13 protein-coding genes are annotated in these 16,193 nt (G+C 65.0%); 3 read left to right on the top strand and 10 right to left on the bottom strand.

Annotation, left to right across the window (positions count from 1 at the left end):
- The first annotated feature begins 154 nt into the window (after nt 1-154).
- Nucleotides 155-838: a GntR family transcriptional regulator gene (locus tag XI04_RS26750; protein WP_271594507.1), complete on the top strand. Its 684-nt coding sequence runs from the start codon at nt 155-157 to the stop codon at nt 836-838.
- Nucleotides 839-849: 11 nt separating this feature from the next.
- Here the strand turns inward: XI04_RS26750 and ybaK are convergent, their stop codons facing one another.
- The 10 genes from ybaK to mobB all read right to left on the bottom strand — a co-directional run bounded on the left by ybaK (nt 850) and on the right by mobB (nt 14,399).
- The gene (gene ybaK / locus XI04_RS26745; protein ID WP_212251144.1) at nt 850-1,323 is read right to left on the bottom strand and encodes a Cys-tRNA(Pro) deacylase; all 474 of its coding nucleotides are present in this window, start codon (nt 1,321-1,323) and stop codon (nt 850-852) included.
- A 249-nt stretch (nt 1,324-1,572) separates the two neighbouring features.
- A complete protein-coding gene (gene fdhF, locus XI04_RS26740) occupies nt 1,573-4,341 on the bottom strand; it encodes a formate dehydrogenase subunit alpha (protein ID WP_028142278.1) in 2,769 nt (922 codons plus the stop codon).
- Nucleotides 4,338-6,044 carry an NADH-ubiquinone oxidoreductase-F iron-sulfur binding region domain-containing protein gene (locus XI04_RS26735; RefSeq protein ID WP_271608447.1) on the bottom strand — a complete coding sequence of 569 codons (1,707 nt, stop codon included), beginning with the start codon at nt 6,042-6,044 and terminating at the stop codon, nt 4,338-4,340. Before XI04_RS26735 ends, fdhF begins: the two co-directional genes overlap by 4 nt.
- Nucleotides 6,045-6,330: 286 nt before the next feature.
- On the bottom strand, nt 6,331-6,612 hold the full coding sequence (locus XI04_RS26730; RefSeq protein WP_028142276.1) for a hypothetical protein: 282 nt from the start codon (nt 6,610-6,612) through the stop codon (nt 6,331-6,333).
- 85 nt (nt 6,613-6,697) lie between these two features.
- Nucleotides 6,698-8,350, bottom strand: coding sequence for an OFA family MFS transporter (locus XI04_RS26725; protein ID WP_028142275.1), 1,653 nt, complete (start codon nt 8,348-8,350; stop codon nt 6,698-6,700).
- 345 nt (nt 8,351-8,695) lie between these two features.
- Nucleotides 8,696-10,720, bottom strand: a complete 2,025-nt coding sequence (locus XI04_RS26720; RefSeq protein WP_271608449.1) for a sensor histidine kinase — start codon at nt 10,718-10,720, stop codon at nt 8,696-8,698.
- Nucleotides 10,713-12,146: a sigma-54-dependent transcriptional regulator gene (locus XI04_RS26715; protein ID WP_152103448.1), complete on the bottom strand. Its 1,434-nt coding sequence runs from the start codon at nt 12,144-12,146 to the stop codon at nt 10,713-10,715. The genes XI04_RS26720 and XI04_RS26715 overlap by 8 nt, the downstream gene beginning before the upstream one ends.
- Before the next feature lie 180 nt (nt 12,147-12,326).
- The gene (locus XI04_RS26710) at nt 12,327-12,560 is read right to left on the bottom strand and encodes a sulfurtransferase TusA family protein (protein WP_028142272.1); all 234 of its coding nucleotides are present in this window, start codon (nt 12,558-12,560) and stop codon (nt 12,327-12,329) included.
- A 45-nt stretch (nt 12,561-12,605) separates the two neighbouring features.
- Nucleotides 12,606-13,862: a molybdopterin molybdotransferase MoeA gene (locus tag XI04_RS26705; RefSeq protein WP_152103449.1), complete on the bottom strand. Its 1,257-nt coding sequence runs from the start codon at nt 13,860-13,862 to the stop codon at nt 12,606-12,608.
- A gap of 9 nt (nt 13,863-13,871) precedes the next feature.
- On the bottom strand, nt 13,872-14,399 hold the full coding sequence (gene mobB, locus XI04_RS26700; RefSeq protein WP_028142270.1) for a molybdopterin-guanine dinucleotide biosynthesis protein B: 528 nt from the start codon (nt 14,397-14,399) through the stop codon (nt 13,872-13,874).
- A gap of 211 nt (nt 14,400-14,610) precedes the next feature.
- On the opposite strand from mobB, the gene fdhD reads away from it, so the two are divergent.
- Both fdhD and mobA read left to right on the top strand, forming a co-directional pair.
- Nucleotides 14,611-15,501 (top strand): formate dehydrogenase accessory sulfurtransferase FdhD, encoded by an 891-nt coding sequence (gene fdhD / locus XI04_RS26695; RefSeq protein ID WP_271608450.1) that lies wholly within the window; start codon nt 14,611-14,613, stop codon nt 15,499-15,501.
- Nucleotides 15,482-16,123: a molybdenum cofactor guanylyltransferase MobA gene (gene mobA / locus XI04_RS26690; RefSeq protein WP_271608451.1), complete on the top strand. Its 642-nt coding sequence runs from the start codon at nt 15,482-15,484 to the stop codon at nt 16,121-16,123. The genes fdhD and mobA overlap by 20 nt, the downstream gene beginning before the upstream one ends.
- Nucleotides 16,124-16,193: the final 70 nt, after the last annotated feature.

Genomic DNA, 16,193 nt, shown 5'->3' with positions numbered 1-16,193 from the left:
CCGTCCGCCCGATGCGACGAAGTTGAGACATTCTATCCGCCGGCGGCCGCGGTCAACCGGCACCACCATTGCGTACTTTTGTATACAAAGATATACAGAGACCCCGCAAGCGTCATCTCTGCATGGGCAGGATGCGGCCTTGCTTCGAGGGAACATGGCGAGGCGTCCGGCAAAGACAGGCGGATCGATCGCGCGCGGCGGCGGCGTTGCCCTTGGCGAAGCTGTTTTCCGCTCGCTGTGCGAGGCGCTCCAGGCCGGCAGCTACCGCGCCGGCGACCGCCTGCGCGAGGAAGAGGTCGCGCAGCGGCTCAAGGTCAGCCGCACCCCGGTGCGCGAAGCGCTCGGCCGGCTCGCCGCGCGCGGTTTCGTCGAGCCCGCCGGCGGCCGCGGGCTGATCGTGCGCAATCTCGACATCTCGGAAGTGCTCGAGCTCTACGCCATGCGCGAGATCATGGAAGGTGCCGCGGCGCGCCTCGCCGCCGAACACGCTTCGGCGCCCGAGGTCGATGCGCTCCACGACATCGAGCAGGCTTTTGTCGAAACTCCCGCAGCAGACGCGGCCGAGATGGCAAGACTCAATCGCAGCTTCCACGAGGCCATCTGCCGGGCGGCGCGCAACCGCTATCTCGACAACGCTTCGCGGGAATTGCAGGACTGGATCGCCCTGCTCGGCCCGACCACCTTCACCGTAACCGGCCGCCCCTCGTCCAGCCACGGCGAGCACCAGGCCATCATCGACGCCATCGCCGCCCGCAACGGCGACAAGGCCGAGCAGCTTGCGCGCGCGCACATCCGCGAGGCGCTGCGCTGCCGGCTGAAGCTGTTGCAGAAGCAGTAAGCGCGTGACGCTCAGGCCACGACGTCGACAACGACCGCCTTCAACGCGTCCCGCACATCGGCCGGCCTCAGCCGCACCTGCAAGCCGCGCTGGCCGCCGTTGAGATAGACCTGATCATGCCCGAGCGCGCTCTGTTCGATCACGGTGCGCACGGGCTTACGCTGGCCGAACGGGCTGATGCCGCCAACCTTGTAGCCGGTGACGCGCTCAGCCTCGGGCGGCTTCATCATCTGCGCCGACTTGCCGCCCGCGGCAGCGGCCAGCTTCTTCATCGAGACCTCCTGGTCGGACGGCACGATCACGCAGACCGGCTTGCCATCGACCAGCGCCATCAGCGTCTTCAGGACGCGCGCGGGGTCCTCAGCCAGCGCAGCGGCCGCCTGCAGCCCGATGCTCTCGGCGTCAGGATCGTAGTCGTAGGCATGGACGGTGAAGGCAATACCGGCGGCCGTGAGCGCGCGTGTGGCTGGGGTGGCTTTGGACATGGGTCACATCTACCACCGTCATTGCGAGGAGCGAAGCGGTGGGGGGTGTAATTGCCGCCACACATCCGCTGTCGTCCCCGCGCACGCGGGGACCCATAACCCCAGGGAGGAGTTTGGCGAAGGCTCGACGTTTGGTACTAAGACCGTCCGCAATCGAGAAATCACGCGGTATGGGTCCTCGCATTCGCGAGGACGACAGCGGAATTTGGAGGCGCTATGCCTCCAAACCCCGCTGGGAGGAGGTCTTCCCTACTCCGCCGCGTCCCGCATCTCCGCGCGTTCGGCTCTGGCCGCGCAGAACTTGAATTCCGGGATCTTGCCGAACGGATCGAGCGCCGGGTTGGTCAACAGGTTCGCCGCCGCCTCTGCGTAGCAGAACGGCATGAACACCATGTTCTCCGGCACGTCGCGGTCGGAGCGGACCTTGACCTCGACGGCGCCGCGGCGAGTCTCCAGGCGAATGAAATCGCCCGGCACCAGCTTCTTCTTGTGCATGTCCTTCGGCGACATGAACGCGACCGCCTCGGGCTCGATCTGGTCCAGCACCTGCGCGCGGCGGGTCATCGAGCCGGTGTGCCAGTGCTCCAGCACGCGGCCGGTCGACAGCACCATCGGATATTCGGCGTCGGGGATCTCGTCGGGCGGGATGACCTTGGCCGGCACGATCTTGCCGCGGCCGCTCGCGGTCGGGAAGCCCGTGGTGAAGATGATCTCGTTGCCGGGCTGGTCCGGACCGTCGACCGGATAGGTCACCGCGCCTTCGCGCACCAGCCGCTCCCAGGTGATGTTCTTCAGCGACGGCATCAGCTCTGCCATCTCGGTGAAGACGTCGCCGGGACCGGCATAATTCCACGGCAGGCCCATGCGCTTGCCGATCTCCTGAATGATCCAGAGATCCTGTCGCGCATCGCCCGGCGGCTTGATCACCTGGCGCGCGAGTTGCACGCGGCGATCGGTGTTGGTGAAAGAGCCCTCCTTCTCGGCGAAGGCCGAGGCCGGCAGGATCACGTCGGCGTGGAACGCGGTCTCGGTCACGAAGAGGTCCTGCACCACGAGATGGTCGAGCATGGCGAGCGCGTGGCGCGCGTGCTGGAGATCGGGGTCCGACATCGCGGGGTTTTCGCCCTCGATATACATGCCCTTGATCTCGCCGGCATGGATCGCGTTCATGATCTCGACCACCGTGAGGCCGCGCACGGGATCGAGATCCTGCTGCCACAGCTTCTCGAAGGCCCCGCGCAAGTCGTCGCGGCCGACCGGCTGGTAATCCGGCAGGAACATCGGGATCAGGCCGGCATCGGAGGCGCCCTGCACGTTGTTCTGGCCGCGCAGCGGATGCAGGCCGGTGCCGGGGCGGCCAACCTGGCCGGTGATCAGCGCGAGCGCGATCAGGCAGCGCGCATTGTCGGTGCCGTGGACGTGCTGGCTGATGCCCATGCCCCAGAAGATGATCGACGATTTTGCCCGCGCATAGGCGCGCGCAACCTCGCGCAGCGTTTGCGCCGGGACGCCGCAGATCGCCTCCATCTTCTCCGGCGTGAATTCCTTGATCTTCTCCTTGAGGTCCTCAAAACCCTCGGTGTAGCCGGCGATGTACTGGTCGTCGGTCAGGCCTTCAGTGATGATCGTGTTGATCATCGCGTTCAGCATGGCGACGTCGGAGCCGGGCTTGAACTGCAGATGCTTGGTCGCATGGCGCGACAGCGTCTGCCGGCGCGGGTCCATCACGAACAGCTTGGCGCCGTTCTGCTTGACCGCGTTCTTGATGAAGGTCGCGGCGACCGGATGGTTTACGGTCGGGTTGGCGCCGATCACGATGATGACCTCGGCGTCCATCGCCGCGGAAAACGGCGCCGACACGGCGCCCGAGCTGAGACCTTCGAACAGCGCCGCCACCGACGAGGCGTGGCACAGCCGGGTGCAGTGGTCGACATTGTTGGAGCCGAAACCGGTGCGCACCAGCTTCTGGAACAGATAGGCCTCTTCGTTCGAGCCCTTGGCCGAGCCGAAGCCGGCGAGCGCCTTCACGCCGTTCGTGTCGCGGATCTTGACGAGACCCTTGGCCGCGATGTCGAGCGCCTCTTCCCAGCTCGCTTCGCGGAAATGCGTGAACGGATTGGCGGGATCGACCTGGTCGTTGGCATCCTTCTTCGCATTGGGCAGCCGCACCAGCGGCTTGGTCAGGCGGTGCGGATGGTGGATGTAGTCGAAGCCGAAGCGGCCCTTCACACAGAGGCGGTTGTGATTGGCAGGGCCATCGCGGCCCTCGGCATAGATCACCTTCTCGTCCTTGACCTCGTAGGTCACCTGGCAGCCGACGCCGCAGAACGGGCAGAGCGAATCCACCTTCTTGTCCGCGTAAGTCACGCGGGTCTGCTTCTCGTCGAGCATCACGGCCGGCATCAATGCGCCGGTCGGGCAGGCCTGAACGCATTCGCCGCAGGCGACGCAGGTGGACTCGCCCATGGGATCGTCGAAGTCGAACACGATCTTCGAGCCATGGTTGCGATAAGCCATGCCGATGACGTCGTTGACCTGGACCTCGCGGCAGGCGCGCACGCACAGGCCGCACTGGATGCAGGCGTCGAGGTTGACGCGCATCGCCGGATGGCTGGCGTCGGTTGCCCAGCGCTCGGCGGCCGGGAAGCGGCTCTCGGTGACGCCTGTCGTCTCGGCCCAGTGCCAGAACTTCGAATCCGGATCGTGCGAAGTCTCGCGCGCCGGCTGGTCGGCGACCAGCAGCTCCATCACCATCTTCTGCGCCGACACCGCGCGCGCGGATTCGGACTTCACCTTCATGCCGACCGACGGCGTACGCTTGCAGGACGCGGCCAGCACGCGCTCGCCCTCGATCTCGACCATGCAGGCACGGCAATTGCCGTCAGGCCGATAATCGGGCGCGGGTGAATAGCACAGATGCGGGATCTCGCGGCCCTGGCGTTTTGCGACTTGCCAGATCGTCTCGCCGGGATTGGCTTCGACCTGCTTGCCGTCGAGCTCAAACGTAATCTTGGTCATTCGGCCGCTTCCTTGAACTCGTCAGGGAAATATTTGATCACGGTGGTCAGCGGATTCGATGCCGCCTGTCCAAGCCCGCAAATCGAGGCATCGCGCATCGCCTGGCTCAATTCTTCCAGAAGTGCGCGGTTCCACACCGGCTTCTGCATCAGCAGCGCCGCCTTCTGGGTTCCGACGCGGCACGGCGTGCACTGGCCGCAGCTCTCGTCCTCGAAGAACTTCATCAGGTTCAGCGCCGCCGCACGCACGCTGTCCTTCTGCGACAGGATCACGATCGCGGCCGAGCCGATGAAGCAGCCGTATTTTTCCAGCGTGCCGAAATCGAGCGGGATGTCGTCCATCGACGCCGGCAGGATGCCGCCGGACGCGCCGCCCGGCAGGTACGCATAGAATTGATGGCCATCGGCCATGCCGCCGCAATATTCGTCGATCAGCTCGCGCACGGTGATGCCCGCGGGTGCGAGCTTCATGCCGGGATTTTTCACGCGGCCCGAGACCGAGAAGCTGCGCAGGCCGTGACGCTCGTGGCGACCATGGCCCTTCCACCAGTCGGCGCCCTTCTCGACGATGTCGCGCACCCACCACAGCGTCTCGATGTTGTTGATCAGCGTCGGCAGGCCGAACAGGCCGACCTGGAACGGATAAGGCGGCTTGTGCCTGGGCAGGCCGCGCTTGCCCTCGATGCTCTCCAGCAGCGAGGATTCCTCGCCGCAGATGTAGGCGCCGGCGCCGCGGCGCATGTGCAGCGTCGGGCCGCCCGGAGGAAGCTTTGCGATCTCGCGCTCCAGGATCTCGCGTGAGGCCGGATATTCGTCGCGCAGGTAGATATAGACATCGGAGGCCTGCACCACATGCGCGCCGATCAGCATGCCCTCGATGAAGCGATGCGGGTCGCTTTCGAGATAGACGCGGTCCTTGAACGTGCCGGGCTCGCCCTCGTCGCCGTTGATCGCCATCAGCCGCGGGCCGGGTTCACCGAGCACCGCGCGCCATTTGCGTCCCGTCGGGAAGCCAGCGCCGCCGAGGCCACGCAGCGAAGCGTCGTCGAGCGCCTTCAGCAGATCGTCCTTGGACAACTCGCCCGAGCGCAAACGGTTGAGCAGCTTGTAGCCGCCATCAGCGACATAGGCGTCGTAGTCGACATATTGGGGCAGATGCGCGTGGGTGTCACCGACCTTCGCGGCCGCCATCACATTGGCGACGGTCGCATGATCGACGAAGTTGTGGCCGACTTCCGCGGCCGGCGCGGTGTCGCAGCGGCCGACGCAGGGCGCGCGGACGACGCGGATACCAGGACCCGATGAGCTCTGCAAATCCTCGAGCAGCTTCTCGGCCCCGAGCATCGCGCAGGTGATAGAATCGCAGACGCGGATCGTCAGCGGGGCGATATCCGGCTCGCCTTCCTTCACCACGTCGAAATGCGCGTAGAACGTCGCGGTCTCGAACACCTCGGCGAAGGCGAGCTTCATCTCGTCGGCGAGCGCGGCCAGATGCGCGGCCGAGATCTGATGATATCTGTCCTGGATCAGGTGCAGATATTCGATCAGGAGATCACGCCGCCGCGGCCTGTCGCCGAGCAGCTGCTCGATCTCGTGCGCGGCGGTGGGATCGACCTGCCGCCCCTTGGGCGTGGCCTTGGCTCGCTTGCGTCCCTCACCGGGATGCTCGAACGGGCGGACCTTGTGCACGTCGTCGTGGCTCATCGATTCGTCTCGATCTCGTCTTTTAGAACGGCTCCAGTCTTAGCCCCTGGCATGCCAGATGCCAAGCAAATTATCATGCTCGCGGAAGCGGTTAAGCGCAGCCCAAGAGCAGCCCTGGGATCGCTGCCCGGACACGACCTTGCGTTGGTCCAACGCGCCAATCGATAGAACGAAGCCTGAATTGGTCTGGAGATCAATAAAGGCTTCCCATGCTGCGATAGCGAAATCGTATCGAGCTCCCGCTCCGGGACCACGGGTAACCCCTCAACGCCCCGATGCTGACGGGTCAGCTTTTGCCCATGCACTCCTCGATATAGAACCAGCGCTCGTCGCCCGCGAGGCCCTTGGCCTTCACGTCCTTGCGGCACTCCCTGAGCTTCGACTTGTTGGCGCTCCACTTGGCCTTCATGTCCTTGAGCTTCTGCGCGGTCAGCTTGATCTTGCCGGGCTTGGCCTCGGTCGCGGCGGGCGGCGTTGCAGCCGGTGGCGCGGCAGTCCGTGCGGATGCGGATTGCAGGGCGCCGGCGACGAGCAGCACGGCGGCTGCACAAACGAGCTTACGAACCATCGAATTCCCCCAGGGGTAGTTTTGAAACAATCGAAATGAGCGGCGGGAGCGCGCATGGTGCGCTCCCGCCGCGATGAACGTGCGATCAGAAGATCTTGACCGCGCTCTCCAGCGTCTTCCAGACGCCCCAAGCGAGCGGCACGCCAACAAAGGCCCAGAACAGCGCCGCATTGGCATCCAGACCGCCCTTGCCGATGCCGAACGAGCCGTGCTGGACCGACGCCTCGCTCTTCGCACTGGCCGCCTGCAGGCGGGCCACCTCCTCGTGGCTCATGTTCCATTTCGGATCGACCGGCTTGATCAGGTAGTTGCAGATCAAACCGGCGATCAGCATGGCACACAGGATGTACATCGTCGTGTTGTAGAGCTGATCACGCGGCACACCGGCCGCGAGCTGGAACTCGCGGATGTAGTTGACCACGACCGGACCGATGATGCCGGCAGTCGACCATGCCGTCAGCAACCGGCCATGGATGGCGCCGACGAACTGGGTTCCGAACATGTCGGCAAGATAGGCCGGCACCGTCGCGAAGCCGCCGCCGTACATCGACAGGATGATGCCGAACCCGAGCACGAACAGCAGTTTCGAGCCCATCGCCGCGAAGGTGGGCGCCAGCGCGTAGAGCACGATGCCGAGGATGAAAAACGTGTAGTAGGTGTTCTTGCGCCCCATGAGGTCCGACATCGACGCCCAGAAGAACCGGCCGCCGATATTGAACAGCGACAGCAGGCCGGCGAAGCCGGCGGCGATCGCCGCGATCGATGCCTTCTGTTCGACCGAAAGCTGGCTGAACGTCAGCTCCGGATGCCCGATCAACTTGCCGGCGAAAATTTCCTGCAGCATGGGCGAGGCCATGCCGATCACACCGATACCCGCCGAGACATTCAAGCAGAGCACCCACCAGATCAGCCAGAATTGCGGCGTCTTGTGCGCGTTGTTGAGGTGCACATGGTGCTCGGTGATCATCGACTTCTTCTCGCTCGGCGGCGTCCAGCCATCGGGCTGCCAGCCGGGCGGCGTCACCCGATACGAAAAGGCACCGATCGTCATGAAGATGAAATAGATCACGCCCATCACGACGAAGGTCTGCCAGACGCCGACATCCGTTGCAGTCTTGAAGTAGTTGATCAGCAGATTGGCGAGCGGCGCACCGATCATCGCACCACCGCCAAAACCCATGATGGCCATGCCCGTCGCCATGCCGCGGCGATCGGGGAACCATTTGATCAGCGTCGACACCGGCGAGATATAGCCGAGGCCGAGCCCGACGCCGCCGATGACGCCGGCTCCGAGCCACATGATCCAGAGTTGATGGACGTAGACGCCGAAGGCGCCGATCAAGAGGCCGCCGCCCCAGCAAAGCGCGGCAACGAAACCTGCCTTGCGCGGGCCGGCACGCTCGAGCCAGCCGCCCCAAATCGCGGCAGAGACGCCGAGCAGGACGAAGAACAGCGTGTACATCCAGCCGAGGCTTGCGACCTTCCAGTCGCACGTCGTGGTGAACAGCTCCTGCCACAACGAGATGTCGGGGCAAGCCTTGCTCTGCGTGATGCCGATCGAGCGCGACAGCGGCAGCCAGAACACCGAGAAGCCGTAGGCCATGCCGATGCAGAGATGGATGCACAGCGCGGCCGGCGGCACCAGCCAGCGATTGAACCCGGCCTTCGCGATCGTGCGTTCACGATCGAGGAAGCCGGAAGCACCAACCGGTGCAAGAACGGTATCGGCAGTCGTCATAAGCATTCCCTCCCAAGCGCGGCCTTGCCGGCATATCGGTTTGCGACCGGTCGTGTGCGTGCTTGGCAGCCGCGCATGACAGGTCGGACTTCATTCATGCCGAAGTGGAATCGTCTGGTGCGCATCCGTCTTGCGCGCCCAGCAAGCAACTGATCGCGGGCGATGTCCCTTCGCCTCGCAAGCAGCGTTGCCGGGACGGCTATCGCGCCCTCATCCCCCTCAACACCCTGTCTTGAGAGGAGCAACGCGCGTGCCAGAAGTCGCATCGTGACGATTCAACGACTTCCCGCAGCGCAACGTGCCGTGCCGGACAGAATGTCCCGAATCCAAGGACAAAATGTCCAATCAGGTCGCTTCGGGCAGCCACATCGTGAAGGTGCTCCCGGAACCGAGGTGGCTTTCGGCCGTGATCTGTCCGCCCTGACGCTTGATCAGCGTCTGGCTGATGGAGAGGCCCAGTCCGGTGCCTTGCCGCCGTTTCGTGGTGTAGAAGGGGTCGAAAATCTTTGCGATTACGTCTGCGCTCATGCCGATGCCGGTATCAGTGACCTCGATGGCGACGCCTTGATGGCCGTCGCGCTCGGCATCGAAGGAGCGGAGCGTCAGGGTTCCGCCGTCCGGCATGGCGTGGATCGCGTTGACGATGAGATTGACCAGGACCTGCTGCAGCTCGTTCCGGTTCATCAGCACGAGCCGGCTGGCGCGGTCGTCCCTGACCACGGCGATCTCGGTCTTGTTCAGAAGATGCTGCACCAGCGGCAGACAGTCGGAGATGACGCTTGTCGGCGCATGGCGCTCGACATAGCCGGCATATTCCTCCGGCCTTGCAAACTGCAGCAGCTTGGTCACGATCTGGCTGATGCGGTGAATCTGCTCGTCGAGCAGGCGAAACTCGACCTTCGCCTTGTCGGCATCGGCCCCGAATACGCTGCGGATGACGTCGAGATTGCCCTGCATCACCGCGATCGGATTGTTGATTTCGTGCGCAACGCCGGCGGTGATCTCGCCGATCGCAGCCAGCTTCTCGGACATGATGAGCTGCTTGGTGGTTGCCTCGAGCTTGAGATTGGCGTGCTCGAGGTCCCGGGTGCGCTCCAGCACGCGGACGTTCAGTTCCTCATTCCATTCCCGGAGCTGCCGGTCGCGTTCCTGGATCTGGTCGAGCAGGCTGTCGAGATGAACCGCGACGCGGCCGATCTCGTCACCCAACACCGGCATCTTGGTGCGGGCGGAGAGGTTCCCGCGCTCCACCTCGCCGATCGTCGCCGTGACGCGCTCCAGCGGCATGAAGATGGAGGTCGCCCAGCGCAGGAAGATCGGTACGGTCGCGGCGGTGATCGCGATGAACGCTGCGATGATGATCACCAACGTCTGGTATTTGGCTTCGCTGAACGGCTTCTCCAGAAAGCCGACATAGAGCATGCCGACCCGCTTGCCATAACTGTCGACCAGCGGCTCGTAAGCGGAGATGTACCAGTCATTGACCACGAAAGCACTGTCGAGCCAGGTGTGCCCCTCGCCCAGCACGGCCGAGCGCACCGCCGCCGACACGCGCGTGCCGAGCGCGCGCCGTCCCTCGAACAGACGGACATTGGTCGATATCCGCACGTCGTCCAGGAACAGCGTCGCGGTGCCCTGGCTGCCCTCCGGCAGGCTCGCAGCGCGGTAGACGAGATCGTTGATCGTGTCGATGAATTCGAGATTCTGGTTGAGCAGCGTGCCGCCGACCAGCGCAGCGGCGCCTCCGTCAGGCAGCATCGCCCGGCTCGCCGCGTGCACGACCATGCCGCGCGTCTCCGTGCTGCGGTCGGTCGGCACCGCATTCGGGGTCGGCACGAGATCCAATCGCGCGCGCTCGGCCAGGGCCGGCGAAATTGCGGCCAGCTCGTCAGTGCCGAAAATATCGACGCCGGTCGCAGGGACCTGACCCGACAGCGCCGACATGATGATCGGCCAGTCGCCTCTCGGTTGATGCTGCAGCGGGGGCGATGAGGCCAGAACGTCGCCGCGATCGTTGGTCAGATACAGGAAATCGAGACCGATCTCCTTGCGGGTCTCGTCGAGCAGGTCCCGCAGCGAGCCGCGCGCATCCGGCGCCAGCACCTCCTGGAAGCGGGCCGACAGGCCGAGCGCCCGGATCTGGACGCCGGTCTTTTCCAGGATGCGGGCGAGATATTGATGGGCGATGGTGAGATCGCCGTTCACCTTGGAGATCAGGGCCGCGTCGAATTTCGCGTTCCAGCGATAGATCGCAACGCCGAGCAGGAGCGGCAGGATGACCAGCATCGGCAGCAGAGCGATCGCGAGCAACCGGAATCGGACGGAGCGTCCCCGCACGAGCTCACCGCTGCGGCGGGCACCATCAGACATCCCATAACGCGCATTTGCGGTCGATGGTCTTGCGCGAGATACCGAGACGCCGCGCCGCCTCCTCGCGATTGCCGTTGGCCTCCTTCAGCACACCGAGAATGTGACGGCGCTCGAGCTCGGCGAGACTGTCGGCAGGTGCCGACTGACCGTCGTTGCGGGGACCGGCGAAATCGTCGGGGAAGGCGCCGAGGATCAGCGTGCGTTCGATCAAATTGCGCAGCTCGCGCACATTGCCCGGCCAGTCATAGCTTGCGAGCGCCGCCCGCACCGAGGCGTCGATCTGCACCGGCGGCATGCCGAGCTGAGCCGACAGCTTGCTCATGAAGATGGCGGCAAGCTCCTGCACGTCATCGCCGCGATCCTTCAGGAGCGGCAGGTGAATCTGCATCACGTTGAGCCGGTAGAACAGATCGGCTCGGAAACGGCCCTTCTCGACCTCTTTCTGAAGCTCGGCATTGGTTGCGAAGATGAAACGCAGGTCGACCGGAACTTCACGCTCGGAGCCCACCGGACGGACGCGGCGGTCTTCGAGCACGCGAAGCAGCTTGCTCTGCATCGGCAGCGGCAGCTCCCCGATCTCGTCGAGGAACAGCGTGCCGCCATGCGCGTACAGGAACAAGCCCTCACGCCCCGAATCGGCGCCGGTGAAGGCGCCCTTGATGTGTCCGAACAGCTCCGCCTCGATCATCTCGGGCGGGATCGCCGCGCAATTGACGGGCACGAAGGGCTTATCGGCGCGGTCGGACAACGAGTGGATCGAGCGTGCTGCCACTTCCTTGCCGGTGCCGGATGCGCCGGTGAGGAGAACCGAGGTCGGCAGGCGTGCGACGCGCGCGATGGTCTCACGCACGCGCAGCGTCGCTGCCGATTGTCCGATCAGATTGTCGCGCAGAAAGGTGCGGTCGGACGAGGCACGCAGGGCATAGCGCAGGACATAGTTCTCGCGCTGGAGGCGGACACGGTCGAGGCATCGTGCCACCGCGTTGAGGATCTGGTTGGAGCGGAACGGCTTGAGCACGAAATCGGCCGCACCAGCGCGCAGGGCCTGGATCGCGGTGTCGAGGTCGGCATAAGCGGTGATCAGGATGGCGTCGGCGAAAAAGCCGACGGCGCGCTGCTCGGCGAGCCAATCGACGCCGTTCTTGCCTGGCATGATGTTGTCGAGAATGACGACGTCGTAGCGGTTGGAATCGAGCTTGCGCGAGGCCTGGTCGGTATCGGCCGCCTCGTCCACCAGCTTGCAGCGCGGTCCAAGCGTGCGCACCAGGAAATTGCGCATGCCCGGCTCGTCGTCGACGATCAGGATCGAGGCCTGCGCCAGCGCGCCGAACTCCGGCCCTGCAGCCGTCTTGCCGGGCTTGACGGCAGGCTCGCGGCCCGCCGCGGGACCTGCGGCAGCGCTTGCCCTCGATGTTGAGAAAGTCATGCCCGACGTCTTTGAGAGTCTTGGGATTGAGGGTCTTGGGATTGAGGGTCTTGGGTTTGAGAGACTTGGGTTTGAGCTCATGCACGGCACCAATCGGCGCCTTTCGCATTGCAGCGAAGTTCCGGCCGTGTCCCGCGCAGGCAACATAGTCAAACGTCGCCGCCGTGAATATTCGCCTTTCTACGGGGCGTCGCTCTTTTCGACCAGGAACACGATGCGCGCCTCGTTGCGCTCGGTGATCTCGACCTTGTCGCCGGTCTCGCGGATCAGGTTCGGAATGTCAATCACCGACAAGGGATCGGTGCAGTGGACCTCGAGCTGATCGCCCGGCTGCAACGGCTTGAGCGCCTTGCGCGTCTTCAGGGCGGGCAGCGGGCATTTCAGTCCGGTGAGATCGAGCGTCGTTCTGGTCATGGGCGCAACATGGCGGGACCGATCGATGGCGTCAACGCAAGGCCGCTAGAGCAGATCGGCGTAGGACAAAAAGCCTACGTCCTGCCCTGGCTCGACGCCCGTGACGCTCTCACCGAGCTCGACGAGGCCGTCGGTCTCGACCAGCGAGGACAACAGCCCGGCCCCTTCGCGCGGGAACTTCACCGCCTCCAGCGTGCCGTCCTGCGCCCGCCGCAAGGAGACGCGAACATATTCGCGCCGGCCCGCCTTCTTCTTGTAGGTGAAAGCCGCCCGCATCGGGATCGGCAGAAGCGGCTCCGGCAGGCCGCCGGCGAGCGCCAGCACCGTCGGGCGCACGACATGGACGAAGGTCACGAAGCTCGCGACGGGATTGCCGGGCAATCCGATCAGCGGCGTGCCGTCGATAATGCCCATCGCCACGGGACGGCCAGGCTTGATCGCCATCCGCCACAGCACCAGCGAGCCGATGCTCTCGACCGCCGCCTTGACGTGGTCCTCCTCGCCGGTCGAGACGCCGCCGGTCGTGAGGATCAGGTCATGATCACCGGCCACCTGCTTCAAGCCATTCGCGAGCGAAGTCCGCTCGTCGCGCAAGATGCCGAGATCGCTGACCTCGCAGCCGAGCCGGCGCAGCATCGCCATCAGCATGAAGCGGTTGGAATCGAACAGTTGCGAGGCCGCGCGCGGCTCGCCGGGCGAGGCCAACTCGTCGCCGGTCGAGAACACCGCAACGCGAATGCGCCTGATGACGTCGAGACTGACAAGTCCGAACGCGGCGGCGAGCGCGACATGCTGCGGCCGCAAGCGCTGGCCGGCGCGCAGCGCGATGTGGCCCTCAGGGATGTCCTCGCCCGCGGGGCGGACATTGGCGCCGGGCTTCAGCCCCGGCGGCAGCACGATCTTGCCGTCATCGTCGATGCGAACGTCCTCCTGCATGAAGACGGTTTCTGCATCCGGCGGCATCGGCGCGCCCGTGAAAATGCGTGCGGTATGGCCGGGCTTGATCGGCGCCTGTGCGAGGCCGCCGGCCTGGATGCGGCCATCGAGCGGGAACGCCCGCTCCGCGGCTTCAGGAATGTCGGCGTTGCGCACGGCGTAGCCGTCGACCGCCGAGTTGGTGAAGGGCGGCAGCGGCAGAGGCGCTGCGACATCGCGCGCCAGCACGCGCCCGTCCGCGTCGACCAGCGCCACCGTCTCCAGATCGGCGATCGCGTTGACGCGCGTCGTAATGAGACCGACGGCCTCGTCGACCGACATCATCGGGCCGCCGAAGGCAAAGCAATCGTCCGACAGTTGCGCCATGGTGCCTCGTCAGCGTATCGCGGCGCTTTTCGCCACCGCTTCTTCGACCGGCATCGCGGCGCGCAGCAGCAACGCCGCAGCTGCCGCGACATCGTCGAGATGGACAGTGGGCAGCCCCGTGTCAATGGCGGTGTCGGCCGCGATCCCGGCGATCCCGGGATCGTCGGGAAACAGCAACGGCTTGCCGTTCGCCGCGCGATGCACCTCGATCTTGCGATGCGGCTCGCGCTTGAAGCCCTCGACCACGACGAGATCGACCGCGGAAAGCTTGCTCAGGAGCTCGGGCAGCCGCGGCTCCGCCGCCCCGCGCAGTTCGTGCATCAGGGCCCAGCGGTTTGACGAAGCAACCAGCACCTCGGCCGCGCCGGCCTCGCGATGGCGCCAGGAATCCTTGCCGGGGACATCGACGTCGAACTGGTGATGCGCATGCTTGATGACCGAGACGCGCAGCCCTTGCGCGTTGAAATGCGGGATCAGCCGCGTCAACAGCGTGGTCTTGCCCGCACCGCTCCAGCCTGCAAGGCCGATGACTTTCATTCCAGCTCCGTGTCCGCGAGCGACTTGGTTTTGGTGGAACCGCTATCCCTCCCCGTCATTGCGAGCGAAGCGAGGCAATCCCGACTGCTTCCACGGTGGCACTCTGGATTGCTCCGTCGCTTCGCTCCTCGCTATGACGAACGGAGGCATTTCGTTTTCCGTCAGCATGCTTATATCGGCTTGACCCGAATGTCATGCTAACCTCGCCGCCATGATGAAGATCGACAAAGCCCCCGTGCCCCTGATCGTCCCTGACACGGCCGACCCGCGCCTGACCCAGAGCGTGGCCGGGACCGACCAGACCGGCACCAGGGTCGAGATCAAGGTGCCGATGGAGCGGCCGCTGACGCTCTACCTGAATTCCCAGGAGATCGTCACCATGATGACGATCGGCGATTACCCCGAATATCTGGCGCTCGGCTACCTGCTGAACCAGAACATGCTGAAATATAATGACGTGGTCACGGAGGTCGAATACGACGACGACCTCCAGGTGGTCGTGGTGCGCACCACGCACCACACCAATTTCGAGGCCAAGCTGAAGAAGCGCACGCAGACCTCGGGCTGTGCGCAGGGCACCGCCTTCGGCGATCTGCTCGAGGCGGTCGAAAGCGTCGCACTGCCGAAGGCCGAGCTGCGCACCTCCTGGCTTTACCAGATGACGCAGACCATCAACACGATGCCCTCGCTCTATCTGGAGGCCGGGGCGATCCACGGCTGTGTGCTGTGCAAGGAAGGCACCCCGCTTTGCTACACCGAAGACGTCGGCCGCCACAACGCCGTCGACAAGATCGCGGGCTGGATGTACCGCCACGGTGTCGATGCTAGCGACAAGATCCTCTACACCACGGGGCGGCTCACCTCGGAGATGGTGATCAAGACGGTCCGCATGGGAATTCCGATCCTGGTGTCGCGCTCCGGCTTCACCGCCTGGGGCGTCGATCTCGCAAGACAGGTCGGGCTGACGCTGGTCGGACGCACCCGCGGCAAACGCTTCATCGTCCTCGCGGGCGAGGAACGCATCGTCTACGACCAGGACCTCGCTTACGTCGAGGAAGAGTCGGCGAAGCACAAGCGCAAGGGTGAAGCTGGTGACGACTGAGATTTTGCCGACGCAAGGCGTGCTGCTCGCCGGCGGCCTGGCGCGGCGCATGGGCGGTGGCGATAAGCCGATGCGCACGATCGGCGGTCGCACCATCCTGGCGCGCGTGATCGCGCGCCTTTCGCCCCAGTGCAGCGGACTGATCCTCAACGCGAACGGCGATCCCGCGCGTTTCGCCGCATTCGGCCTGCAGGTCGTCGCCGACGACGTGCCCGGCTTTCCCGGTCCGCTCGCGGGCATCCTCGCCGCGCTCGACTGGACCGCGGCGAACCGGCCGGGCGTCGAATGGGTGCTCAGCGCCGCCGGCGACTGCCCGTTCCTGCCGCGCGATCTGGTCGCGCGCCTGCATGAAGCGCGAAAACGGGAGAGCGCTCAGCTCGCGGTGGCGGCATCAGGCGAGCAGTCCCATCCCGTGATCGGCCTGTGGCGCGTCGGCTTGCGCGACGAGCTCAGGCACGCACTGGTCGTCGAGGACCTCCGCAAGATCGACCGCTGGACCGCGCGCTATCCGCTCGCGACGGTGACGTGGCCAACCGAGCCGCTAGATCCGTTCTTCAACGCCAATACGGTCGAGGATATCGCCGACGCCGAACGGCTGGCGGCGCTGGATGATGCATCCTAAGGCGTTGCCTGTTCATGGCCTTGAGCTCCTGGCTATGAACCGGACCTAAGAAGCGAACGACCAATGATTG

Source organism: Bradyrhizobium sp. CCBAU 11430 (assembly GCF_028128855.1).
Lineage (GTDB): Bacteria > Pseudomonadota > Alphaproteobacteria > Rhizobiales > Xanthobacteraceae > Bradyrhizobium > Bradyrhizobium ottawaense.
The sequence above is the reverse complement of the archived record's forward strand: the minus strand, read 5'-3'. Positions and strand labels throughout refer to the sequence as shown.